The sequence below is a fragment of the Mesorhizobium sp. CCNWLY176 genome (genome assembly GCF_037153935.1).
Lineage (GTDB): Bacteria > Pseudomonadota > Alphaproteobacteria > Rhizobiales > Rhizobiaceae > Mesorhizobium_M > Mesorhizobium_M zhangyense.
The window spans coordinates 30,580-52,262 of sequence record NZ_JBBBDZ010000001.1; the positions used below are offsets into that span (position 1 = coordinate 30,580).

20 protein-coding genes and 1 pseudogene are annotated in these 21,683 nt (G+C 59.5%); 11 read left to right on the top strand and 10 right to left on the bottom strand.

From position 1 onward, the window contains the following. Window positions 1-30: 30 nt before the first annotated feature. The 7 genes from WBQ96_RS00155 to WBQ96_RS00185 all read left to right on the top strand — a co-directional run bounded on the left by WBQ96_RS00155 (window position 31) and on the right by WBQ96_RS00185 (window position 8,514). Window positions 31-1,521, top strand: coding sequence for a sugar ABC transporter ATP-binding protein (locus tag WBQ96_RS00155; RefSeq protein WP_336547209.1), 1,491 nt, complete (start codon window positions 31-33; stop codon window positions 1,519-1,521). Window positions 1,522-1,539: 18 nt separating this feature from the next. Next, the gene (locus tag WBQ96_RS00160; RefSeq protein ID WP_165117766.1) at window positions 1,540-2,505 is read left to right on the top strand and encodes an ABC transporter permease; all 966 of its coding nucleotides are present in this window, start codon (window positions 1,540-1,542) and stop codon (window positions 2,503-2,505) included. 117 nt (window positions 2,506-2,622) lie between these two features. Next, a complete protein-coding gene (locus WBQ96_RS00165; RefSeq protein ID WP_205826644.1) occupies window positions 2,623-3,651 on the top strand; it encodes an alcohol dehydrogenase catalytic domain-containing protein in 1,029 nt (342 codons plus the stop codon). 44 nt (window positions 3,652-3,695) lie between these two features. Continuing rightward, a complete protein-coding gene (locus WBQ96_RS00170; protein WP_336547206.1) occupies window positions 3,696-4,490 on the top strand; it encodes a class I fructose-bisphosphate aldolase in 795 nt (264 codons plus the stop codon). A 9-nt stretch (window positions 4,491-4,499) separates the two neighbouring features. Continuing rightward, window positions 4,500-5,870, top strand: a complete 1,371-nt coding sequence (locus WBQ96_RS00175; RefSeq protein WP_336547205.1) for an FGGY family carbohydrate kinase — start codon at window positions 4,500-4,502, stop codon at window positions 5,868-5,870. Between the two features lie 37 nt (window positions 5,871-5,907). Then, window positions 5,908-7,605, top strand: coding sequence for a dihydroxyacetone kinase family protein (locus WBQ96_RS00180; protein ID WP_336547203.1), 1,698 nt, complete (start codon window positions 5,908-5,910; stop codon window positions 7,603-7,605). A 33-nt stretch (window positions 7,606-7,638) separates the two neighbouring features. Next, window positions 7,639-8,514, top strand: coding sequence for a TIM barrel protein (locus WBQ96_RS00185; RefSeq protein ID WP_336547201.1), 876 nt, complete (start codon window positions 7,639-7,641; stop codon window positions 8,512-8,514). Window positions 8,515-8,770: 256 nt separating this feature from the next. On the opposite strand, the gene WBQ96_RS00190 is transcribed toward WBQ96_RS00185, so the two are convergent. Continuing rightward, on the bottom strand, window positions 8,771-9,331 hold the full coding sequence (locus WBQ96_RS00190) for a TetR/AcrR family transcriptional regulator (RefSeq protein ID WP_336547268.1): 561 nt from the start codon (window positions 9,329-9,331) through the stop codon (window positions 8,771-8,773). A 108-nt stretch (window positions 9,332-9,439) separates the two neighbouring features. On the opposite strand from WBQ96_RS00190, the gene WBQ96_RS00195 reads away from it, so the two are divergent. The 4 genes and pseudogenes from WBQ96_RS00195 to WBQ96_RS00210 form a co-directional block, all read left to right on the top strand. After that, window positions 9,440-10,228: an SDR family NAD(P)-dependent oxidoreductase gene (locus WBQ96_RS00195; protein WP_165117861.1), complete on the top strand. Its 789-nt coding sequence runs from the start codon at window positions 9,440-9,442 to the stop codon at window positions 10,226-10,228. A gap of 56 nt (window positions 10,229-10,284) precedes the next feature. Further along, complete coding sequence (locus tag WBQ96_RS00200) at window positions 10,285-11,379, top strand: alkene reductase (RefSeq protein ID WP_165117756.1); 1,095 nt, start codon at window positions 10,285-10,287, stop codon at window positions 11,377-11,379. Between the two features lie 30 nt (window positions 11,380-11,409). Beyond that, window positions 11,410-12,411, top strand: a complete 1,002-nt coding sequence (locus WBQ96_RS00205) for an NADP-dependent oxidoreductase (protein ID WP_336547198.1) — start codon at window positions 11,410-11,412, stop codon at window positions 12,409-12,411. A gap of 552 nt (window positions 12,412-12,963) precedes the next feature. Continuing rightward, a pseudogene (locus tag WBQ96_RS00210) lies at window positions 12,964-13,572 on the top strand (ABC transporter ATP-binding protein); the annotation flags it as partial. Here WBQ96_RS00210 and WBQ96_RS28275 read toward each other — a convergent pair. The 9 genes from WBQ96_RS28275 to WBQ96_RS00250 all read right to left on the bottom strand — a co-directional run bounded on the left by WBQ96_RS28275 (window position 13,486) and on the right by WBQ96_RS00250 (window position 21,275). After that, the gene (locus tag WBQ96_RS28275) at window positions 13,486-13,872 is read right to left on the bottom strand and encodes an MmgE/PrpD family protein (protein WP_165117752.1); all 387 of its coding nucleotides are present in this window, start codon (window positions 13,870-13,872) and stop codon (window positions 13,486-13,488) included. The pseudogene WBQ96_RS00210 and the gene WBQ96_RS28275 overlap by 87 nt on opposite strands. Continuing rightward, window positions 13,862-14,740 carry a carbon-nitrogen hydrolase family protein gene (locus WBQ96_RS00215; protein ID WP_165117857.1) on the bottom strand — a complete coding sequence of 293 codons (879 nt, stop codon included), beginning with the start codon at window positions 14,738-14,740 and terminating at the stop codon, window positions 13,862-13,864. The genes WBQ96_RS28275 and WBQ96_RS00215 overlap by 11 nt, the downstream gene beginning before the upstream one ends. 8 nt (window positions 14,741-14,748) lie before the next feature. Beyond that, window positions 14,749-15,387 (bottom strand): RraA family protein, encoded by a 639-nt coding sequence (locus WBQ96_RS00220; protein ID WP_336547197.1) that lies wholly within the window; start codon window positions 15,385-15,387, stop codon window positions 14,749-14,751. Between the two features lie 43 nt (window positions 15,388-15,430). Then, on the bottom strand, window positions 15,431-16,297 hold the full coding sequence (locus WBQ96_RS00225; protein ID WP_165117748.1) for a TauD/TfdA dioxygenase family protein: 867 nt from the start codon (window positions 16,295-16,297) through the stop codon (window positions 15,431-15,433). A 120-nt stretch (window positions 16,298-16,417) separates the two neighbouring features. Next, window positions 16,418-17,506 (bottom strand): ABC transporter ATP-binding protein, encoded by a 1,089-nt coding sequence (locus WBQ96_RS00230; protein WP_336547196.1) that lies wholly within the window; start codon window positions 17,504-17,506, stop codon window positions 16,418-16,420. Further along, window positions 17,503-18,306, bottom strand: coding sequence for an ABC transporter permease (locus WBQ96_RS00235; RefSeq protein ID WP_336547195.1), 804 nt, complete (start codon window positions 18,304-18,306; stop codon window positions 17,503-17,505). The genes WBQ96_RS00230 and WBQ96_RS00235 overlap by 4 nt, the downstream gene beginning before the upstream one ends. Before the next feature lie 12 nt (window positions 18,307-18,318). Next, window positions 18,319-19,200 (bottom strand): ABC transporter permease, encoded by an 882-nt coding sequence (locus WBQ96_RS00240; protein WP_442920789.1) that lies wholly within the window; start codon window positions 19,198-19,200, stop codon window positions 18,319-18,321. A gap of 10 nt (window positions 19,201-19,210) precedes the next feature. Beyond that, entirely contained in the window at window positions 19,211-20,254 is a 1,044-nt protein-coding gene (locus tag WBQ96_RS00245) for an ABC transporter substrate-binding protein (protein ID WP_336547194.1), read from the bottom strand. Window positions 20,255-20,378: 124 nt separating this feature from the next. Continuing rightward, window positions 20,379-21,275, bottom strand: coding sequence for a LysR family transcriptional regulator (locus WBQ96_RS00250; protein WP_165117738.1), 897 nt, complete (start codon window positions 21,273-21,275; stop codon window positions 20,379-20,381). Window positions 21,276-21,683 lie beyond the last annotated feature (408 nt).

The following is a 21,683-nucleotide window of genomic DNA, read 5'->3' on the forward strand; positions in this document are numbered from 1 at the left end:
GGCCGGATCTGAATGACCACTGGTAGTTCAATGCTCGTCTCTCAGCTCGAAGTTCGCAACGTTTCGAAGACCTTCGGCTCGGTCGTCGCGCTCCGTGACGTATCGTTGACCGCCAAGGCTGGCGAAGTTCATGCCGTGATCGGCGAGAACGGTGCCGGCAAGTCGACGCTGATGAACATCATTTGCGGCAACCATTCTGTCAGCAGCGGCGAGATACGCTTGGACGGCAAGGCCGTGCGTTTCGGCTCTCCCATGGAAGCCCAGCATATGGGCATCGCCATCGCGCCGCAGGAAATCCTGCTCGCTCCCGCCCTGTCCGTCGCCGAGAACGTGATGCTGGGGCGCCAGCGTGCGACCGGCGGTGTCGTCAGCTGGAAGGCGACGCGCGCTGAGGCCATCAGGCATCTGCAAGCGCTCGACCCCGACATCGATCCGGATGCCAGGGCTGGCGACGTGACCGTCGCGCAGCAGCAGCTCGTGCAGATCGCGCGCGCCACTGCAACCGGCGCGCGGCTGCTGATCTTCGACGAACCGACCGCCGCGCTGACGCTGAAGGAATCGGCCCGTCTCTTTGACTTCATCAAACGCTTCCGCAGCGAAGGTGGCCTGATCCTCTACATCTCGCACCGGCTTGGCGAGATCCTGGAACTCTCCGACCGTATCACCGTGCTGCGGGACGGGCGGTTCGTGACCGAGCTGGACCCGGCAAAGACCAGCAAGGACGAAATGATCCAGGCCATGGCCGGCCGCGAAGTCGCCGACCTCGATCTGCGTCACCAGATTCCGGCAAAAATTTCTGACGAGATCGTCCTGAAGGTCGAAGGCCTGAGCCGCCGCGACGAGTTCGACAACATCTCGTTCGACCTGAAGCGTGGCGAGATCCTCGCCATTGGCGGGCTGATCGGTTCGGGCCGCTCTGAAATGGCGCGCTGCCTGTTTGGCGACAAGCCGCGAGACGCCGGACGGGTCGAGGTGTTCGGCAAGGTCGAGAATTTCTCCGCACCCGCTGACGCGATCCGTGCCGGGCTGGTTTATCTGCCCGAAGAGCGCAAGCATGATGGCATCTTTCCGCAGCTGAGCGTGGCTGAGAACATCGCGATGCCGAACCTCGGTGCCTTCGCGAACTGGACCGGCATAAGCTGGCTGAAGGTTGTCGGCGCGGCGGAGGAATATATCCGCAGCATCCCGATCAAGGTGAACTCGCCGCACCAGCTGATCTCGAACCTGTCCGGCGGCAATCAGCAAAAGGCGATCTTGTCGCGCTGGCTGATGAGCCACTGCCGCATCCTCATTCTCGACGAGCCGACGCGTGGTATCGACGTCAACGCCAAGCGCGAGATCCAGAAACTGCTGCGCGAACTTGCGCAGGGCGGCCTGTCGGTCGTCTACATATCGTCCGAACTCCAAGAAATCATCGACGTATCCGACCGCGTCGTGCTGATGCACGAGGGGAAGGTGCGCGGCATCGTGCCGACCGAAGGCGCGACGCAGGAAAGCCTGCTTGCCGTGGCGATGAGCTGATACGGGAATCGAAATCACATGAGCCAATCGCAAAGTAATTTCGCAAGACTGTCGAGCATGATAGGCCGCTTCGAGGCCATCGGCATCGTGGCAGCACTTCTGCTGTTATGCGTCTTCCTGACGCTATCGGTCGACACTTTCGCAACCAGCTACAACATGACCGTGGTGATCCGGCAGGCCTCATTCGTCGGCATCATTGCGCTCGGCCAAACGCTGGTGCTGCTGATAGGCGGTATCGATCTTTCGGTCGGCGCGGGAGCGGGCCTGTCTGCGATCTTCGGCGCGCTGCTTCTAACCTCGCTCGGCGTGCATCCCTATCTCGTCATTCCGCTGACCTGCCTGTTTGGCTTCGCGCTCGGCACGATCAACGGGGCGCTCGTCGCCTATGCCCGGCTGAACCCGTTCATCGTCACGCTGGCCTCCTGGGAGATTTTCGCCGGCGCGACGCTGGTAATCACCCAGGGCAACCCGATCCGTCCGCTGGGGCCAGTGTTCGGATGGTTCGGCAAAGGAGACATTTTCGGCGTTCCGGTGCCCGTCCTGATCTTCATCCTGCTCGCGATCGTGCTTGCTTTCGTGCTCAATCGCACCCGCTTCGGCCGCAACATCTATGCAATCGGCGGCAATCGCCCTGCAGCCGTCCTGGTCGGCATTCCGGTCAAGCGCATCGAGATGCTGGTGTTTGGCCTGTCGGGTATGCTGGCGGCGCTCGCCGGCATCCTCTACGCCAGTCGCCTGGATTCCGGTCAGCCGTCAGTCGGTGAGGGTTGGCTGATGCCTGCCATCACGGCCTCGATCATCGGTGGCGTGTCGCTGCGCGGCGGCCAGGGCACGATCTCCGGCACCGTTGCCGGCGCGCTGCTCATGGCAGTGCTGGGTAACGGCATCGTGCTTCTTAATATTTCCGGCTACTGGCAGCGCGTCATCGTCGGCGTGGTCGTGCTCGTCGCCATTCTCATTGATCTGCTGCGGCGCAAGCGCTAGCGCCGCGAAGGAACCCAGGATGTATCTTTCGGCAGCCATAGAGACTAGTCACGTCACATCATGTACGTACAATACGGACACGATGCCTAACGCCGGACAGAATGGAAGGAGAAACGGATGACCGCACTCGATACGCTTTTCGACGGTGCAAAAACCATGAGGGCGATCCGCATTACCGAGGATCACGCCATCGATGTGATCGAGGCACGGGTACCTGCGCTCAAGCAGGGCGAGATCCTGGTTCGGCCGCGCGCCTGCGGCATCTGCGGCACCGATCTGCACATCCTGCATCACGGCTTTCCCGGCACTTGCTATCCGGTCACACCGGGCCATGAGTTTTCGGGCCACGTGGTCGCTGTCGGGCAGGGCACGAAGGGCGTCCGTGAAGGCGACTTTGTCGCGGTTGATCCGAACGTGGTCTGCGGCGAGTGCCGCTGGTGCCGGGCCGGCCGGCCCAATTTGTGCCTTCACCTCAGCCCGATAGGGGTTGGCCGCGCCGGTGCGGCAGCGGAATATGTGGCGGTTCCGGCCAGGAACGCCTTCGCCGTCAATGAGAAAATCGGTGCCGGCGTCGCCGCGCTGATCGAGCCGCTGGCCTGCGCGATTCATGCGGTCGAGACCGCCGGACGGTTGCGCGATCGCCGTGTCCTCGTGCTTGGCGGCGGCACGATGGGAATGCTGATCGCGCTGGCATCGCGAAAGATGGGCGCAGGCGAAATCACGCTGGCAGATCCGGTCGCCACCAAGCGCGCCATCGCAACCCGTATCGGGATCGACAAGGCGGTCGACCCGTCAGCACTGGGCGATGAATTGTTCGATGTGGTGTTCGAGGCGGCGGGCGCTGTCCCTGCGCTGAAACAGGCACTCACCTGCGTCGACAAGACTGGCACGCTCGTTCAGGTCGGCGTCCACGACGTGGACGTCACCGTGCCGATCAACCCCTTCAATGTCTACGAGCAGGAGATCACGATCGTCGGTTCCAACTCGTTGGCCGACAAGTTCGCCGCCGCTACCGAACTGATGCCTGACCTCCAAAAAGAGGCGGAAACCCTGATTGGCGAGCCTTTCAACATCTGGGATTTCGCCGCCGCCGTCGAGAGCATGGCGGCTGGCCATGCAATCAAGACCCAGCTCGTCTTCGACTGAACCTCCCAAGACCATTCCAACACGACCCACAACAGGAGTTACCCGTGGCTAACCGTTACTCGACCAACTACCGGATGAACCGGATTTTCAGCGATGACCGCGCAGCACTCATCGTCCCTATCGACCACGGCCTGGTATGGGGTCGCGTCGAGGCGCTGGAAGCGCCGGTGAAGGTGATGAAGCGCTTCCTGAAGGAAGACGTCACCGGCTTCATGGTCTCGACCGGCATCGTCAAGCAGTCCGAAGTCATGCTGGCCAAGGCGCCGGCCATGGCCCGTGTTCTGGCGATCGATGCGTTCTGGCCGACCTCGGCTGTCGAGACCGGCACCGGCACGCTGGTTGCGAGCGTCGAGGACGCAGCCCGGCTCGGCGTAGACTGCGTAAAGCTGCTCCTGCCGTGGAACGTCACCGACGCGGAGAAGGTGCTATACTGCCAGCGCATCGGCACTGTCGTTTCCGAAGCTTCCAAGTGGCACATCCCGGTCATGGTGGAGCCGGTGTTCCTCAACACGCCGCGCTCGCCCGAGATCATCGAGAAGGAGCTGGAGGTTGCCCGCGTCGGGTATGATCTCGGCGCCGACATCATCAAGATCACCTTCCCAGGCCCTGACGCGACCGCCAAGCTGGTCGATGAACTCGACATTCCGATCGTCGTTGCCGGCGGTCCGCTCTCGGGCGATGCGGCATCGACCATCAGGGATATCAAGGACGCAATCTCTGCCGGCGCACAGGGTGTCGTTGTCGGCCGAAAGATCTGGCAGCGGCCGGAAGCCGAGGCGGCCGAACTGATAGCTGAGGTGGCGAAGATCACCCGCGAAAACTACACCCGTCACTGGTAAGACCGAGCCATGGGCGATCTCTTCTGCGGCATCGATATCGGCACGACCAACCTCAAGGTTGCGTTGGTCGACGGCGCGGAAGGGCGCACCCTGTGGCTGGACACGGTGGCAACGCCGCGCGCGTCGGACAGGATCGGTCCCGTGACCGACGCGCCGGCGTTGCTTCGTCATATCGAAGAGATGATCATGCGCGGCTGGCGTGCGGTCGGCCGCGGACAGCCAATTGCAGCCATTGCCTGCGCCGGGATCGGCGAGGATGGCATTGGTCTCGACGCGTCGCTCGCGCCGACCGGCCATGCCATTCCGTGGTTCGATTTTCGGGCTGAAGCGGAGGCTGCGGAACTGCGTGCCGGCAACATGCATGGAGAAGAAGCCGGGATCGACATCGATCCGACGCGCACGGCGGCGAAATGGCTTTGGCTGCGCCGCCATCGCCCGACGGAATTGGACGGCGCAACCGTCTGGGTTGCTATTACCGATTATCCGGCAGTCGCCTGGACCGGCGAGCCGTTCATGAGCGAGACGCTCGCGGTTCGCACGGCCTGCTACAGCCTGGAGACGCGCGCCTTCATTCCTGATCTGCTTGCGGCAGCCGGCGCGCCTGCCCTGCCGCCGGTGCTTGCTGCCGGAGCGGTGGTCGGCACCGTTCGCCACGGTGCCCTGCGTGGCAGTGGAGCAGCGGATGCGGATACGCTTGTCATTGCCGGCGGGCACGATCATCCGATCGCCTCGGCGGTCATCCTGGCCAAGGACCAGTCGCGTCGTGTCGACTCGCTGGGTACGGCCAATCTCATCTATGCCGAGGCGCCTGCCGGACGGTTGCAGGATCGCTCGCCGCTGCTTGCCTTTGGCACGCCGGTGCGTGGTGGCAAAGGTCTGGCCTGTCTGGGCGTCTTCGAATTCTCCATGGCGGTGGAGAATTTCGGCATCGATCGAAATGCTCTCGCCAAGACGCTGACGCTTTCCTCGCTTCCGAGCGGACCGTCGACATCGATCCCTGTGCCCGCCAAGGGACCAAGCCAGCATATCGGCGAACGTACAGCGCTCGAAGCTTGCAGCTTCTACGGACGGGCCATGCTGGAAGCGGCGGCAAAGGCCGGTGCCGTTGACGGCCCTTTGTTTGCAACAGGCGGATGGGCCCGCTCGCGTGCTTTGGTGCAACTGCGCGCTTCGGTGTTCGGAGAAGCGGTGCATACCGTGGACGAGCAAGAGCTGACGGCCTTTGGTGCGGCCCTTCTTGCGTCGGAAGGTGCGGGAGGTTCTTTTGCGCCGCACATGACGATGCAGGGAAGGGTCGTCGAGCCGGTGGAAGAATGGACCCGGATCTATAACGATATTTACGGTGAATGGCGGCAGCAACTGGACAGTGTGCTGCGCTGAAGAAACAAGGCTGCCTGGCAGCTGAAGGGAGAACCGGATGAAGAAACTGATCAACGATCCGCTGCATGTTGTACGCGAAATGCTCGAAGGCGCCGTCGCAACGAGCCCGGGCCAGGCGCTGCTCGACCGCGAGAACGTCGTCGTCAGGCAGCCCCTGCCGGCCAGGAACGCACGCCAGGTTGCTCTTCTGTCCGGCGGTGGCAGCGGGCACGAGCCGGCCCATGCAGGTTATGTGGGTGAGGGCATGCTGACGGCGGCGATCGCCGGCGATGTTTTCACCTCGCCGTCCACCGACGCGGTGCTGGCTGCTATCCGCGAAGTCGCAGGGCCGGCAGGCGCCTTGCTGATTGTGAAGAACTACACTGGCGACCGGCTGAACTTCGGCCTGGCTGCGGAGTTGGCGCGGGGCGAGGGAATTCCTGTCGAGGTCGCGGTTGTCGCCGATGATGTCGCGTTGCGCGACACCGTCGAAAAGAGCAGGCGTCGGGGTATCGCCGGCACGGTGCTGGTGCACAAGATCGCCGGTGCCGCCGCGGAACGTGGCAAATCGTTGGCCGAGGTCGCCGACCTTGCGCGCTCGGCGTCCGAGGATATAGGCACGATGGGCGTGGCGCTCGGGCCCTGCACGCTGCCTTCGGCCGGCAAACCCAATTTCGTGCTGGAGGTCGGCGAGGTCGAGCTTGGTCTCGGCATCCATGGCGAGCCGGGTGTCAGGAAGGCTCCGCTGGGCTCGGCCGATGAACTGGTCGAGACGCTGCTTGCGGCGATCATTGCTGACCGGGGGCTGTCCAAGGGCAGCCGCGTCGTCCTGCTCGTCAACGGCCTGGGGTCGACCCCGCCGATGGAGCTGGCAATCGTTGCGCGTTCGGCTTTGAAGGCTCTCGCAGCACACGGCATTACTGTCGAACGGGCATGGACCGGCACCTTTCTGTCAGCGCTCGATATGCCGGGTGTGTCGCTATCTCTGATGACCGTGGACGATGCGCGGCTCGACTTGCTCGACGCGGCAACCGACGCGCCTGCCTGGCCCGGCAAGGGCAAGCTCAACGCAATGCCGGTGGCGGTCATGGCCGAGCGGGCCGACAGCACGGCAACGGTAGCAGTGGCACCTGGCGGTGACGTCGCGAGGCACCTGGCGCAGGCGGCCGCCGAGGCCTTGATCACGGCTGAAGACAAGCTGACCGATCTTGACGCCCGCGCCGGCGATGGTGATCTCGGCGCCTCGATGGCGCGTGCGGCACTGGCGATCCGCGCTCTGCCGGAAACGGCGTGGAACGCGCCTTCCGGCGCCGTGGCCGAGATCGGCAATGCGCTGAGCCGGGCGATCGGCGGAAGCTCCGGTCCTTTTTATGCCACAGCACTGCTGCGAGCGTCGCGCGAATTGGCCGGCGGTGAGGCGACGCCGGCGCGCTTGGCCGATGCGTTCGACGCAGCCGTGAATGCCATCACCGAACTCGGTGGTGCCAAGCTTGGCGATCGCACCATGGTCGATGCGCTCGAGCCGGCAGCAGTGGCCTTCCGAAACGCTCTATCGGCGGGAAGCTTACCGGCGGATGCCCTCAGATCGGCGGCTGAAGCTGCCGAGAAGGGCGCGGAGCATACCGCAACGCTACGGCCACGGCTCGGTCGCGCCAGCTATCTCGGCGACCGCGCGTTAGGCGTGCCGGACGGTGGCGCTGTTGCCGTTGCGATCTGGCTGCGGGCCATGGTCCGCAGCCTCCCGACCGATCGCTGACTACCTCCAACCCGACAAAAAGGATGCCGGCGAATGAAGCTTGGGCTCAATCTCAGTTTCGCGGTCAAGCGATGGCTCGGCGGGCGGCAAATGGCTGCGGTGGTCCGCGAACTCGGCTTTGACAAGATACAGTTCACCTGGGACTTGATCGATCCGTGGTGGCCGGAAGGGCCACGCGACAAGATCGCCCGTGAATATGCGCGAGCCTTCGAAGATGCCGGCATTACAGTCGATAGTGCCTTCGGCGGGGTGGCCTCCTACAGCTACAATCACTTCCTGGCTCCGACGCCTGAACTGCGCGACCTTGGCAAGCAGCACCTGATGCGCGCCATAGATCTTACAGCGGCGATGGACGTGCGGGCCGCCGGCATGCCGTTCGGCTCCTATTCTGCCGAGGATGCCGTCGATCCCGCGAGGCGTGAAGAGATTTACAAGCAGGCGCTCGAGGCATTGGTCGAGGTGTCGCGCCATGCCAAGCGCGCTGGACTTTCCAACATTCTGATCGAACCCGTACCGCTCAAGACCGAGTTCCCGTCTTCGGCTGAAGACGCGCTGCGCCTGATGACAGATCTCGACGGCCAGACCGACGTTCCGGTGCGGCTCCTTGTGGATTGGGGTCATGCGATCTTCACCCCGCTCTTCGGCAACGACGCCAACATGGATCATTGGATGGATTTGGTGGGACCTTTTATCGACTCCTTCCACATCCAGCAGACTGATGGCCTTTATGACCGGCACTGGAATTTCACGCGCGACGGCGTGGTCGACCGCACCTTGCTGAAGGATTTCTGGCAGCGCCGCGGGTTGACGACGCAAACCTATTTTCTTGAAATCATCTACCCGTTCGAAGAGAGCGATGAGGTGGTGCTGGCAGATATGAAGGCCGGTATTGCTTTGTTGCGGAGGTGAATGCCTTCCCCGCAGGTAGGCTAAACTCGCAAGCTAACTTCGGTTGGACGTTCCGTTTGACGTGAATTCTTGTCATCAGTCGTTTTGCGAAGTTCGCCATTCTCACGGTCGAACTGGTCACCAAGCCATCGATCCTGTGCCAAACACCGCCGATTACCGCACGAATTGATCTGTTCATCTTTGATAATCAATTAGATGGCGTTCAACAGCGCCATTAAGGATATAGTTCACGTATGCCCCACCACTCGGCATGGCCTTAGCTCACGGATGCTGAACTGATCCCGGCATCGATCCAGGCACGCGTCTGTTCCAGGACTTCATCCGAAAGCGTAGGGTCGTCGATCGCCCGGGCGAGGATCACCGCCCCTACCATCGCCGCCCAGGTTCCGATTGCCGCGCGGCGCCTATCTGCCGGCTTCACCCCAGGGAGCGCAGCGCTGATACGGTCGATCTGCGATCGAAGGCCTTCCGTCATGGCCACGCGTGCAGCCGTGGTCTGGTGGCGGATGTCCGCGGCCAGACCTGCCGTTGGGCAACCATCGGCAGCGTTGTCGCGATGTTTCGGTGAAAGGTAGGCGTCGAGATAGGCGTGAAGATTGCCCCCTCCTGCGTCCAAGGCGAGGACATGGGCAAGAGTCTGGGCCACAAGGTCGTTCTTGGAGTCGAAATGACCATAGAAGCCGCCATGGGTAAGGCCGGCGGCTTTCATCACCTCCGCCACGCTGACCGCATCGAACCCCTTGTCGCGGAACAGCCGGCTGGCCTCATCCAGAATCCGGCGACGGTTCTCCGCCATCTGTTCTCGACTGACTTTCATTTCAAAATACTCCGCCGGGACCATTGACAATCATGATGGTTATCATATTTGACATCAATCATGATAACCATCATGAATATAGTTCCCGTCAGCACAGAGAACAATCCCATGACCACCATTCCATCAGTCCTCATCACCGGCGCCTCCACCGGCATCGGTGCCACCTATGCCGAGCGCTTTGCCTGCCGCGGCCACGACCTGGTGCTGGTCGCTCGCGACAAAGGGCGTATGGAGACGCTCGCGGCCCGTCTCCGCAACGAAAGCGGCGTGGCGATCGATATCATCCAGGCAGATCTCACGCAGCCTGCCGAGCTTGCAATGATAGAGACGCGGTTACGCGACGACGCCCGCATCGGGATCCTCGTCAACAATGCCGGTACGGCCATCGGAGGAAGCTTCATCGAGCAGGGCACCGATGATGTGGCGCGGCTCGTTGCGCTCAACACGACCGCACTTCTGCGGCTTGCCAGCGCCATCGCCCCGCGACTTGCGAAGGCGGGCGAAGGGGCGATCGTCAATATCGGTTCCGTGGTCGGCCTGGCGCCGGAGTTCGGCATGACGGTCTACGGGGCGACCAAGGCGTTCGTCCTGTTCCTGTCTCAGGGGCTCAGCCTCGAGCTCGGACCGAAGGGTGTCTACGTCCAGGCCGTGCTTCCCGCAACGACGCGAACGGAGATCTGGGAACGCGCCGGCGCCGACGTCAACACGCTCTCCAACGTGATGGAGGTGGACGATCTGGTGGATGCTGCGCTGGTTGGCTTCGACCGCCGCGAACCGGTGACCATCCCGCCGCTTCCCGATGCCGGGCAGTGGGACGCGCTTCAGGCCGCGCGCCAAGCCATGCTTCCGAACTATGGCAACCAGCATCCAGCCGAGCGGTACCGCACGGTCGTCTGAACATCGGCAAATTTCGATAACTGATCCCGCTGCGGCGGCGACAACATAGGTGAACCATGACCAGCAAGACGCTGTTTGAGCCCTACACCCTCGGCTCGCTGACCCTCTCCAATCGCATCGTCATGGCACCGCTGACGCGCAATCGCGCCGGCCCAGGCTTCGTTCCCGGCGATCTCGCCGTTGAGTATTACAGCCAGCGCGCAACAGCCGGCCTGCTGATTGCCGAAGCCACGCAGATCTCGCAGCAGGGCCAAGGCTATCAGGACACACCCGGCATCTACTCTCAGGAGCAGATCGACGGCTGGCGCAGGGTCACCAAGGCCGTGCACGCCAAGGGCGGTCATATCTTCCTGCAGCTCTGGCATGTCGGTCGCGTCTCGCACGTCGACCTGCAGGTGGGCGGCGGCGCGCCTGTGGCGCCTTCGGCGATCCGGGCCAAAACCAAAACATTCGTCAACAACGCCTTCATTGACGTGTCGGAGCCCCGCGCTCTGGAACTCGACGAGCTGCCCGGGATCGTCAACGATTTCCGCAAAGCGGCCGCCAACGCCATTGCCGCCGGCTTCGATGGCGTGGAAATTCATGGAGCCAACGGCTATCTGCTCGACCAGTTCGCCAGGGACGGCGCGAATGTCCGTGACGATGCCTATGGCGGTTCTGTCGAGAACCGCGCCCGGCTGATGCTTGAGGTCACGGCTGCCGTCATCGACGAGATCGGCGCCGAGCGCACCGGCATCCGGATTTCGCCCGTTTCGCCCGCCAACGGCATCTCGAGCAGCGACCCCCAGGCACAGTTCGACTATATCGTCGATCAGCTCGACGCTCTGGGCATCGTCTATATCCATGTCGTCGAGGGCGCCACGGGCGGACCGCGCGATGTTGCGCCATTCGACTTCGGATTGCTCCGCCGGCGCTTCAACAACACCTATATCGCCAATAATGGCTACAACCTCGAACTTGCCGCGGCGCGACTCACCGAGGACAAGGCCGACCTGTTCGCCTTCGGACGCCCGTTCATCGCCAATCCCGACCTTGTGGAACGGCTGAAGACCAGCGCACCGCTGGCCGCTTTCGATCAGGCGACGCTCTATGGCGGCGGCTCTGCGGGCTATACTGACTATCCCGCCATCGCAATGGTTTCCCAGTCGTAGGCGTTGGTGGAGATTGGAGAACGGATCATCATGAAGGCCTTCATCCTGGATCGATACAAGAAGAAGAGCGCACTGCGTTTCGGCGACATGCCGAAGCCGGCGCTGGGACAAGACGATGTTCTGGTCGAGGTCCATTCGGCCGGGCTCAATCTTCTGGACTCCAAGATCCGCGATGGCGAATTCAAGCTCATCCTCCCGTATCGACTGCCTCTCGTTCTCGGACACGACGTAGCCGGGGTTGTGGTTCGTGTCGGCGCGAATGTCAGACGCTTCAAGCCGGGCGACGAAATCTATGCCCGGCCGCGCGACGGCCGGGTCGGGACGTTCGCGGAATTCATTGCCATCAACGAAGCGGACGTGGCGCTGAAGCCCAAGAACCTCACCATGGAGGACGCGGCTTCCGTCCCGCTGGTCGGCCTGACGGCATGGCAGGTGCTGGTCGATCGAGCCAAGCTGGCGAAAGGGCAGAAGATTCTCATCCATGCCGGTTCCGGCGGCGTGGGGACATTCGCCATACAGTTGGCGAAGCATCTCGGCGCGACCGTCGCGACGACCACGAGTGTGGCGAATGCCGAGCTGGTCAAAAACCTCGGAGCCGATGTCGTCATCGATTACAAAAACCAGGACTTCGAAAAAATCCTGTCAGACTATGATGTGGTTCTCAACAGTCTGGCCGGAGATACGCTTCAAAAATCCCTGAATGTGCTGAAGCCCGGCGGCAAGCTGATCTCGATCTCCGGTCCGCCGGACCCTGATTTTGCCAAAGAACAAGGACTGAACTGGTTTCTGCGGCAAGTCCTGCGTTTTCTGAGCTTCGGCATCCGGAGAAAGGCCAAGGGACGGCAGGTCAGCTATTCGTTCCTGTTCATGCGCGCGAGCGGCGCGCAGTTGAGCCAGATCACATCGCTGATCGAAGCCGGAATCATTCGCCCTGTGATGGACCGGGTCTTCCCGTTCGAAGCGACCAACGAAGGTTTGGCTTACATCGAAACGGGACGCTCGAAAGGCAAGGTCGTCGTCAAGTTGAAATGAAGGTGGCGCTGCCTTTGCCTGGAATTACGGGGCGGGGCCGAGTGCGCGCGTCTGTCGCGCATATTCGAGGAAATGGTCATGAACATACCCAATAGTCTGCAAGCCGGATCGATAGAAAAATGGAAAGACGCGCCGACCAGGAGCGTCAATACTCCAGGGACGACGTTCGTCGGCTCTGTTGCAAACTTTTCGGTAATCGGTTTGGGAGATGACGCCGCTCAGTTTTCCGGAGCTTGCATCCTGCGATGATCGAGCACGAAGAGGACCATTGGGTTCGACCCACCGTCCCATCGAAGCAAGCCGCACCACCCTCTTGATGAAGCGACGCGTTGCTTGCACCAATCATGCAACATGGCATGACGTCTTAGAGTATAGCGTTCACAGGCTTATGCGTACAAAACGCTACGGCTGCACTCATGAAAAAGAACCATCTCTTTTGATCTTGAAGGGGTGCAGAATGGGTCAGAAAGCTATCAAAACCGGAGCTATAGCCCGCGTGAAACATGCGCAAGCGCTACTTGGCGATATCTGCTATACTTCAATTCGACGATCCGGGCCATCGTTCGCGATCCCCAGGTGTTTCTTTTCGACGAGCCTTTGTCGAATCTCGATGCGAAGCTCAGGGTTCAGATGCGAGCCGAAATCAAGGAACTCCACCAGCGCCTGAAAACGACGACGATCTATGTCACCCACGACCAGGTCGAGGCCATGACCATGGCGGACAAAATCGTCGTCATGCGTGACGGATCGATCGAACAGATCGGCTCGCCCTTGGAGCTTTACGATCGACCGAAGAACATGTTCGTTGCCGGCTTTATCGGCTCCCCCTCGATGAACTTCATCAAGGGCTCTATGTCGTCGTCAGGATTTACGACCGAGGAGGGCATCTCCCTTCCTGCACCGTCTCCGGCGCCCGCGTCGGCAACCGTTTATGGCGTGCGCCCAGAGCACCTTCACCTTGACGATAACGGAATTCCCCTAGAAGTGGCCGTTGTTGAGCCTACAGGTTCCGAAACTATGGTCCTTGGCAGACTCGGTACTCAAAACGTTACTTGCGTGTTCCACGAACGCGTTTCAGCAAAAGCCGGTTCGATCATACGAGTCCGACTCGATCTTGAGACGATTCACTTGTTCGATGCGGCAGGACTGGCAATCAGGTAACTTCCAGGCAGACTCATTTGCAAACTCGCAGTGGATGGTTGGCTTATCGATGAGAGTTACGTTGGCAAATGCAGCCGCACAATCGGTCTTCAAATGGCTTCCGGCGACATCGCCGCTTTTACCCAGTTCGGACACGAAGGATTCCACAACTGTGGACGCTGAGGATCGATAGGCACCGATCAGACAACCCAGCGCGTCCAAAAGGCAAAGCTTCGATTTCTCGATGACCTCTGCCGGCAAGGAATCATAGTTTTCGGCGGCGAGATAGCTCGCCAGCCGCAACGCCGAGCTAGAGGACATTCGCAAGCCGTTCCGTTTTATCCCGCGCGACGGTGAGCGAAACGTCGTGTAGATCGACGCGATGACTTGACATCGGGATCAGCGCCCGCACGGCGTGAAGCCGTTCAGGATCGATACGCGCCGACGTCACGCAGACCTTGTCGGAGGCGCGTGCTGTGACCTGTCCCCACGGATCGCAAATCAGCGAGTTGCCGTAGGTTTGACGGGTTTCCCCGTCAGGCGCCGGGTAGGAGCCCCATTGCCCACAAGCTACGAAATAGGCCTGAAACTCGATGGCGCGTGCGCGGCACAGCACCTCCCAATGGTCCTTTCCTGTCTGCATGGTGAAAGCTGCCGGCAGGACGAAGATGTCCACGCCATGGGTGGCAAGCTGATCGAAGAGGCGTGAAAAACGCAGATCGTAACAAATGGCACAGCCGATCCGAAGGCCATTGAGCTCATAGATCAGGATGTCTTTGCCGGGCGCAACGGTTGCGGATTCAAGATACTTTTTTCCATCCGGCGCGGTGATGTCGAAGAGGTGAATCTTGCGATAGATGCCGACTTCCTCGCCGAGGGCATTGAACACGACGGTGCTATTGTAAATCCGATCGCTCGCTGCAGTCCGTTCGAGAATGCTGCCTGCATGGATTGCGACCCGGTTTTGCTCAGAAAAAGTCTGGAGCATCCGATAGGCCGCGCCGCCGGGGATCGCGTCGGCGGCGTTGCATTTTTGGTCCAGGGTCCCGCCGGACCAGTCGAAATGTTCGGGAAGAACGATAAGATCGGGACGGTCGAGACTGACAGCTTCCTGCATGAGGCGCTTTGCCTCGGCAAGATTGTGGGCACGATCAGGTTGCGAATTCATCTGTATCAGTGAGATTTTCATTGGTTTCGTCACCTGAAATCGAAAATGGATTTGCCAGCCTCGAGATGAGGCCGCAGTGTCAATGACCGCTTTTGGCGCTCGAGTGCGTGCACGGCCAGCTCGCGCATATGTGCGATATCCGCCACGAAGACCCCCTCATTGTCGGCTAGGACGGCGTATCCCGGAAGGACGGCTGCACCGCCGCATGCCACCGGTACGTTAACCGAGCCGCCGATCTGGAATTCGCGACTGGTCGTTTTCGAGGAGACACCACGGCACCAGACTGGAAAATCCCCAGCAGCAATTTCCGCGACGTCGGTGCACGGCCCGTCGATCACGATGCCGATGGCGCCACGCGCTTTCGCGGCTGCCGCGACGCCGCCGCCGACACAGGCGACATCGTCACGGTCAACCCGCGATATGATGAGGAAATCGCCCGGCGAAAGAAGGTCGATCGCTTTGTAGATGATCGCGCCGTCTCGGCCAGGTGCTGCGACCGTCACAGCGCTTCCGACGGCTTTGGAGGGGACCACCGGGCGAATGTTGTCGCTTACGAAACCCAAATGCTCGAAGTGACCGATCGTTGCGGTTTCCACGTCAACCAGAAGGTCGCGAAGGTCAGCGGGAAGGGGAGGGTAATTCTTCATCACCCGGTATTTCTCGATCATTGGACTTTTGCCTGCGATGGTGGATTCGAGCGGGTTTGCGCAATCAGATCGGGCGCTCGCCGGACGTGGTCGTGCGATGCATGATGCGGATGGTATTCGGGTCGAAGGAGTCGCGCCGATGCATGGTGCAGCGATTGTCCCACATCATGATATCGCCCTGATCCCATTTCTGAACGAAGACATGGTCCGATCCGGTGGTGTGGTCCCAAAGCTTTGCGATAAGATCGTTGCTCTCCTCAAGTGTCATGCCAACGATCCAAGCGCCTTCGGACGTACCGCCGAGATAAAGCGCCTTGCGTCCGGTCTCGCCGTGCACACGCACGAGCGGGTGAGCAATACCGTTCCACTCGCGGAAGTCCTTGCTCTTCGGTTCTGTCTTGCCAAGACGAAGCTTGCCGGTCTTGTCGTATACGTTCTGGAAGAAGATCTGCCGGCCGTCGACCTGTTTGCGCATGGCTTCGGGCAGTGTCTCATATGCAATGTAGGTGGATAGGAAATAGGTGTCTCCACCGGACGGCGGCACTTGGACAGCACGCAGGATGGCGCCTGCCGGCGGCTTTTCATAGAACCACGTGTCGGTGTGCCAGGTAGCTTCGCTGTTGCCCATAGCACCACTCGGTTTACCATCCTTCATCGCATTGCTGATGACGAGGATTTCCGGCTGTGTCGGGTGACCACCCTCCTGCAACTGCTTCGGGTGGATGACGAATTCGCCGAAATTGCGGGAGAACTTGACCTGCTGCGCGTCGCTGATGTTCGTCTTCTTGAAGCGGAGAACGCCATACTGGAGCCAGAGCCTGCGTATTTCCGCGATGTCGTTGGCGTCGTAGTCGTCGAAATCGAAACCTTCGATGTCGGCGCACACATTGCTTGAATGCTGGACCGCTGTAATTCTTTCCTTGGTGAGCATCGCTCGATCTCCTTTGCTTTAGACCCTCAAGAGGTCAGGAGCACTTTAGGTCGGTCTGGATGCCGCCCTCAAATATCAGTTGCTGTGCATTGATATTGGCAGCTTATTAGTCCCAACGTCTCAATCGGCGAGCAACTGAATGGCGTCCGGAGCGATCGAGATGGTCACGGGATTACCGGTTTTCAGCGCGCCCGAGCGCGCAGAACGAACGAGAGCCTTGATGACCACATTGCTGGCCACGGTAACCCAAAGGTCCAGATGCGCACCCAGATTGACGATTTTGGAGATCGTACCGTCAAGAATGTTGAGATCGTCGCGCGGTGGCTTCTCGCGCTCGACGATTCGAACGTCTTCCGGTCGGATGCAGCAGAATTTTACTTTTTCCGGCGCAAGAAGTGGATCGGTTTGGGCCGCGAGAGAAAGATTGCTGCCGCGCACGCTGATCTCGATTCGGGCGTTGTCCGATTTTGCGCTACCTATCGGCAGGATATTGGACTTGCCGATAAAGTCCGCAACGAAGCTTGTGCTCGGACGGTTGTAGATCGAGGCTGGCTTGCCCTGCTGCGCGACACTCCCGCCGGACATGACCACGATACGGTCAGACATCGCCATAGCCTCCTCCTGATCGTGGGTGACATAGACAAAAGTCATCCCGAGCTGTTCCTGAATCTCCTTGAGCTCAATACGCATGGCCTCTCGTAGTTTCAGGTCGAGATTTGAAAGCGGTTCGTCGAGCAGGAGCACAGATGGCCTCGGGGCGATTGCGCGTGCAAGCGCTGTGCGCTGCTGCTGTCCGCCAGAAAGCTCCTTGGGATAGCGCGCATCGAACCCTTCGAGGTGCACGCTTTTGAGTGCGCTTTTTACAGTCTCTTCGATCTCGAAACGCGGCATGCCCTTCATCTTCAGGCCGAATCCCACGTTTTCGGCGACCGTCATATGGGGAAAGAGAGCATAGTTTTGAAAGACCAGGCCGATGTTGCGCCTTTCCGGCGCAACGCCATTCTGATTTTTTCCGCGGATGCGGATCTGGCCTGCGGTTGGCTCTTGAAAACCGGCGATCATGTTCAGCGTTGTGGTCTTGCCGCAGCCGGAAGGCCCGAGAATGCTTACAAACTCGCCCTTCGGAATCGACAGGCTCACGTCATTTACGACAAGGTTGTGGCCAAAGGTCTTGCGAACCGAAACAAGCTCGATGTCGATATCACTCATTTGCTTCCACCATGAATTTGGGCGGAAAAGCCGCCAAATTTTTCGAAGAGGAATATGGTTGCCAGGATGAAGATCAGTGACGCGACGTTGACTGCGGCCAGAACGGGATCGAGGCTGTATTCCATGTAGTTGATGACCGTGATCGGGAGTGTCGTCTGGCCGGGCCGAACGAGAAAAACCGAAAGCGGGATGTTGTTGAAAGATATGATGAAGGCAAAGGTCATGCCTGAAAAGACCCCCGGCTTGATCAAAGGAAACAGGATATGCCACATCCTCTGCCATTTGCTGGCGCCCAAGATCTGCGCTGCGCGATCGAGATTCTTGTCGAAGTTATGGATTGATGTCGCGATCATTCTGGCCGCAAACGGAAGGGTCAGGACGATGTGCGCGGCGATGAGGCCCGGAGTTCCGAGAAAGACGTAAAAGCCGGCCGAAGACAGAAAGAGCACGATTGCGACGCCCTTGACGATCTGGGGCACCGCCAGTGGTGACAGCAGAAACGACATGATGGCGTCACTGCCTGGACATTTCTCGTATGCAACGGCATAGGCGCCCAAAGCTCCCAATACGCCGCTGGCCAAGGAAACAATCACCGCGATCTTCAGGCTCAGCACAAACGGGTCGAGCCATTTTGCCGTCCAAACTGTACTATACCAGGTTAATGTCCAATCCCCTGGAGCAAAGGTTACGGTCGATGACGGGCTCACGGATGCTGCCACAACGACGAGCAAGGGGAGCGTGATGAAGGCCAGGATCAGGCAAAGCGAAAGCCAGAACAAGCCGGCGAGAAAACGGTTCATGTCCCTTGCCTCCTAGACGTTTAGTTTCTTGTGAAGGCGAGTTTCAATCCGTGCCCCGGCAAAGGAGATGGCAAGCATCATGACCAGCATCACGATCGCCATGACGGCCGCCAAGGGCCAGTTGATGTAGAACATGATCTGCTCGTAGATCATTGTCGCCAGCACCTTGAAGCGGGCGCCGCCGAGCAGGGCGGGGGTAGCATAGGCGCTGGCCGCCATCGTGAAGGAAATCAGCAGGGAGCTGACAATCCCGGGGATCGAAAGTGGCAATAGGATATGGCGGATTACCGAGGCCCGCGAAGCACCAAGAATTTGTGCGGCCTTTTCAATATTCGGGTCGATCCCCTGAATGCTCGTGAGAAGCGCCAGAATCCCAAACGGCAGCACGACATGGGTGAGGCCCACGACGACGCCGAAGAGGTTCTTTGCCAACGGCAGCGGCGATGAGATCACTCCGAGCCAGATCAAGGCGTCGTTGATGAATCCCCTGTCTTCCAGAATGATCAGCCAGCCATATGTCCGCAAAACCACGCCAGCCAGTTCGGGCGCGATTGCCAGAGCAAAGACGACTGTGCGCCAACGGGACGTGGAACGGGCCAGAAAGTAGGCAACCGGATAAGCCATCACGGTCACGCAGATTGCGACCAAGCCAGACATCACCATCGTTCGAAATATGCCGGCCAGGATCAGATCATCGGTAAAAACCCGCTCGTAGCTCCCTAGGCTGAACGCGAGGGTTTTTGAATCCTGAAAGCTGATGCCGATCATCATTCCGATCGGCACGGCGAAGAAGATCATGAGAAAGGTAATGGGAGGAACTAGCGGAATATATCCGCGTAACGCGAATCTTCGGCGCAACCGGGTCGCGGCCGAACCCGTTTCGGCTATCGTCATGGCGATGATCTCAATTCGCTGCGGAAACGACTTCGCGTTCCCATCGATCGCCCCATTCCGGCAGCTTTGCGGCGGTTATCGAGAGATCGGGCAGGAGGAGTTTTTCCAGATCGCCTTCTGTTGTGATCTGCCTTGACCGCACAGCTTCTGGAACTTCAATGTCACTGCGAGCGCTTCCGACTTTGTAACCCGTCACCCACGCTTCCTGGCTGGCCTTCTCGAGAAAGAAATCGACGAACTTCATCGCGGCCGCTTTGTTCTCGGCTCCGACGGGTACGTTCAGGGTTGCAATCAGGGGGATGGTACCTTCTGTCGGCTTGACGAAATCGACAGGTACACCGCTATCCATGAGGAGCTGCGCCCGCCCATTCCAGTAGGGCATTGCCCACACCTGGCCACCCTTCACATATGTCTCCATTACCGCCGAGGACTGTTCAAAACCGATCGTCTGCTTTGCGAGAACGGCCATGGCCTTGAAGCCGGGATCGACATTTTCTAGAAGATCGCCGCCGTTCTTGACCGACAACACCTGCATAAGATTGGCAGCCATGATGTTCTGAAAGGTCGGAAGAATGATCTTGCCTTTAAGCTCCTGCTCGAAGAGCGCATTCCAGGATGTCGGCGCAGCCTTCAGCTTGTCGGTTCGCCACAATAGGGACAGATATTGAACCTCGTGCACGGCACCACACTCACCGGCCATCCTGCTGACTGCCGGGCTGAGCTTTGCAAGATTCGGCACCGTATCTGCCGTGAATTTTTCGAGTAGGCCGTCCCTGCAGCCGTCGAGGGACTGGGATGCTGTCATGACTGCCACGTCAAAACCCGGCCTGCCCTTCGTCGCCTTGATTTTGGCATAGTCCTGCGACGCGGAGCCTACTGGATCATATACAACGGTGATACCGGTTCGGTCCTCGAACGGCTTGATGATCCGTTCCATGATGATCGCTTCGTACGGTCCGCCGTAGCTATTGACGATCAGTTGTTCGGCACGACCTGCTCCAATCGTTGTGAAAAGCGCAGCCGCAGCAACGGTGAGAGTCTTGAGGGTGGTCATGGTCTGTCCCTGTTTTCATTATTGTTCCCGGGGGACAAAATCGCGCGTTCAGCCCGCGTCGTCTAATATAATCTGGCCTCTATTGATAACACATGCATATCAATGGTGGCTCGGACGCACCGGGTTACTTGACCCGCGCTGCCGATGCCAGCGAGCGGGCAATCTGGATGATGTCATCGCGGTTGGCTGTCGGATCTTCCTTGTTCCACGCGATGCCCAAGCCGATGTTGAAGTCGATGCCTTCCACTTTCCTCAGGAAGAAATTGCGGTTCGGCAGGTCCTGCGTCCATTCCGGAACGAAACCGATGCCGATCCCTGCCGAGACGAGGGAAACCAGAGACATCGTGTCGTCGCAAGTGTAGGCGATATTCTCCGAAAGCCCATATTTCTGAAATTTCTCAAAGAAATACTTCTCTGTGTAAGACAAATTGGACCGTGAGAAAGAGATGATTTTCTGGTCATGAAGATCGTCAAGGCTGATCTTCTCGGCGGCGGCAAGAGAATTCTTGTTGGATATCGCCAGGAGATACCGCTCGACGGCGATACTCTGGTATCTCAGTGAGCCAATGTTTTCGAAGGGGCGAATGAACCCGACATTGATATGTCCCCGTTCAAGATCTCGGATGATACTGTCGGTTGTCCCATTCTTGATATGAATCTGGATGTCCCGATAGCGCCCGCTGATCCTGGAAAGAAACCCAGGCAGAATGCCAAATGTCGCCGGATAGATTGTACCTATCGTAATCTTGTTGATGTCTTTACCGGCTGCTGCTTGCGTCAACGCCTTTGTGGTTTCGATACCTTTGAGTATGTCGATACATCGGGCGTAGAAAACGGACCCCGCAGGCGTCAACTGTACACGGCGTGTACTGCGGACAAGCAATTTGACGCCGAGCTCCTTTTCCAGCGACTGAATTTGTAAACTCAGAGCCGGCTGAGCGATGCTCAACCTGTTGGCCGCACGACCGAAGTGGAGTTCTTCGGCAACTGCGACAAAGTAGTTGATGTGGCGTAGTTCCATAGCGCGGCGATCCGGACAGGGACTGGTCGAATGATCGGGTTTGCGTCGTCAAGCTGCACGGAAGAAACTTTGCTGTCAAAGTTCTTAATTGGACGAACTAATATGAATCACCAATCAATGCGCACCCTCATGGCCATGGAATACCTTCATCAGGAAATGATCCCCTTGAGATTGAGTGTTCCTCCCTCCGGGAGCACGCCGCTGAACAGATAGTCAGCCAACTTGGTTATGGAGCCGGTTTCGGAGTTGAAGGTGAGCAGCGTTCGACTGGAAGCGGGGCGACTCCAGTGGAAAGGCCGTGCCGCGCATATTGCCGGTCGCAACAAGCGTACCGTCCGGGCTTTTCGTGAGCCCTTCAGCGGCAAGATTAGTTATAGCGCCGCACGTTGCTGGCCGTCTCGCCGCCAC

Bases quoted from the DNA above. Each gene is read 5' to 3' on its own strand.
- WBQ96_RS00155 (WP_336547209.1), top strand. From the start codon at position 31: ATGCTCGTCTCTCAGCTCGAAGTTCGCAACGTTTCGAAGACCTTCGGC.
- WBQ96_RS00160 (WP_165117766.1), top strand. From the start codon at position 1,540: ATGAGCCAATCGCAAAGTAATTTCGCAAGACTGTCGAGCATGATAGGC.
- WBQ96_RS00165 (WP_205826644.1), top strand. From the start codon at position 2,623: ATGACCGCACTCGATACGCTTTTCGACGGTGCAAAAACCATGAGGGCG.
- WBQ96_RS00175 (WP_336547205.1), top strand. From the start codon at position 4,500: ATGGGCGATCTCTTCTGCGGCATCGATATCGGCACGACCAACCTCAAG.
- WBQ96_RS00180 (WP_336547203.1), top strand. From the start codon at position 5,908: ATGAAGAAACTGATCAACGATCCGCTGCATGTTGTACGCGAAATGCTC.
- WBQ96_RS00185 (WP_336547201.1), top strand. From the start codon at position 7,639: ATGAAGCTTGGGCTCAATCTCAGTTTCGCGGTCAAGCGATGGCTCGGC.
- WBQ96_RS00190 (WP_336547268.1), bottom strand. From the start codon at position 9,331: ATGAAAGTCAGTCGAGAACAGATGGCGGAGAACCGTCGCCGGATTCTG.
- WBQ96_RS00195 (WP_165117861.1), top strand. From the start codon at position 9,440: ATGACCACCATTCCATCAGTCCTCATCACCGGCGCCTCCACCGGCATC.
- WBQ96_RS00200 (WP_165117756.1), top strand. From the start codon at position 10,285: ATGACCAGCAAGACGCTGTTTGAGCCCTACACCCTCGGCTCGCTGACC.
- WBQ96_RS00205 (WP_336547198.1), top strand. From the start codon at position 11,410: ATGAAGGCCTTCATCCTGGATCGATACAAGAAGAAGAGCGCACTGCGT.
- WBQ96_RS28275 (WP_165117752.1), bottom strand. From the start codon at position 13,872: ATGTCCTCTAGCTCGGCGTTGCGGCTGGCGAGCTATCTCGCCGCCGAA.
- WBQ96_RS00215 (WP_165117857.1), bottom strand. From the start codon at position 14,740: ATGAAAATCTCACTGATACAGATGAATTCGCAACCTGATCGTGCCCAC.
- WBQ96_RS00220 (WP_336547197.1), bottom strand. From the start codon at position 15,387: ATGATCGAGAAATACCGGGTGATGAAGAATTACCCTCCCCTTCCCGCT.
- WBQ96_RS00225 (WP_165117748.1), bottom strand. From the start codon at position 16,297: ATGCTCACCAAGGAAAGAATTACAGCGGTCCAGCATTCAAGCAATGTG.
- WBQ96_RS00230 (WP_336547196.1), bottom strand. From the start codon at position 17,506: ATGAGTGATATCGACATCGAGCTTGTTTCGGTTCGCAAGACCTTTGGC.
- WBQ96_RS00235 (WP_336547195.1), bottom strand. From the start codon at position 18,306: ATGAACCGTTTTCTCGCCGGCTTGTTCTGGCTTTCGCTTTGCCTGATC.
- WBQ96_RS00240 (WP_442920789.1), bottom strand. From the start codon at position 19,200: ATGACGATAGCCGAAACGGGTTCGGCCGCGACCCGGTTGCGCCGAAGA.
- WBQ96_RS00245 (WP_336547194.1), bottom strand. From the start codon at position 20,254: ATGACCACCCTCAAGACTCTCACCGTTGCTGCGGCTGCGCTTTTCACA.
- WBQ96_RS00250 (WP_165117738.1), bottom strand. From the start codon at position 21,275: ATGGAACTACGCCACATCAACTACTTTGTCGCAGTTGCCGAAGAACTC.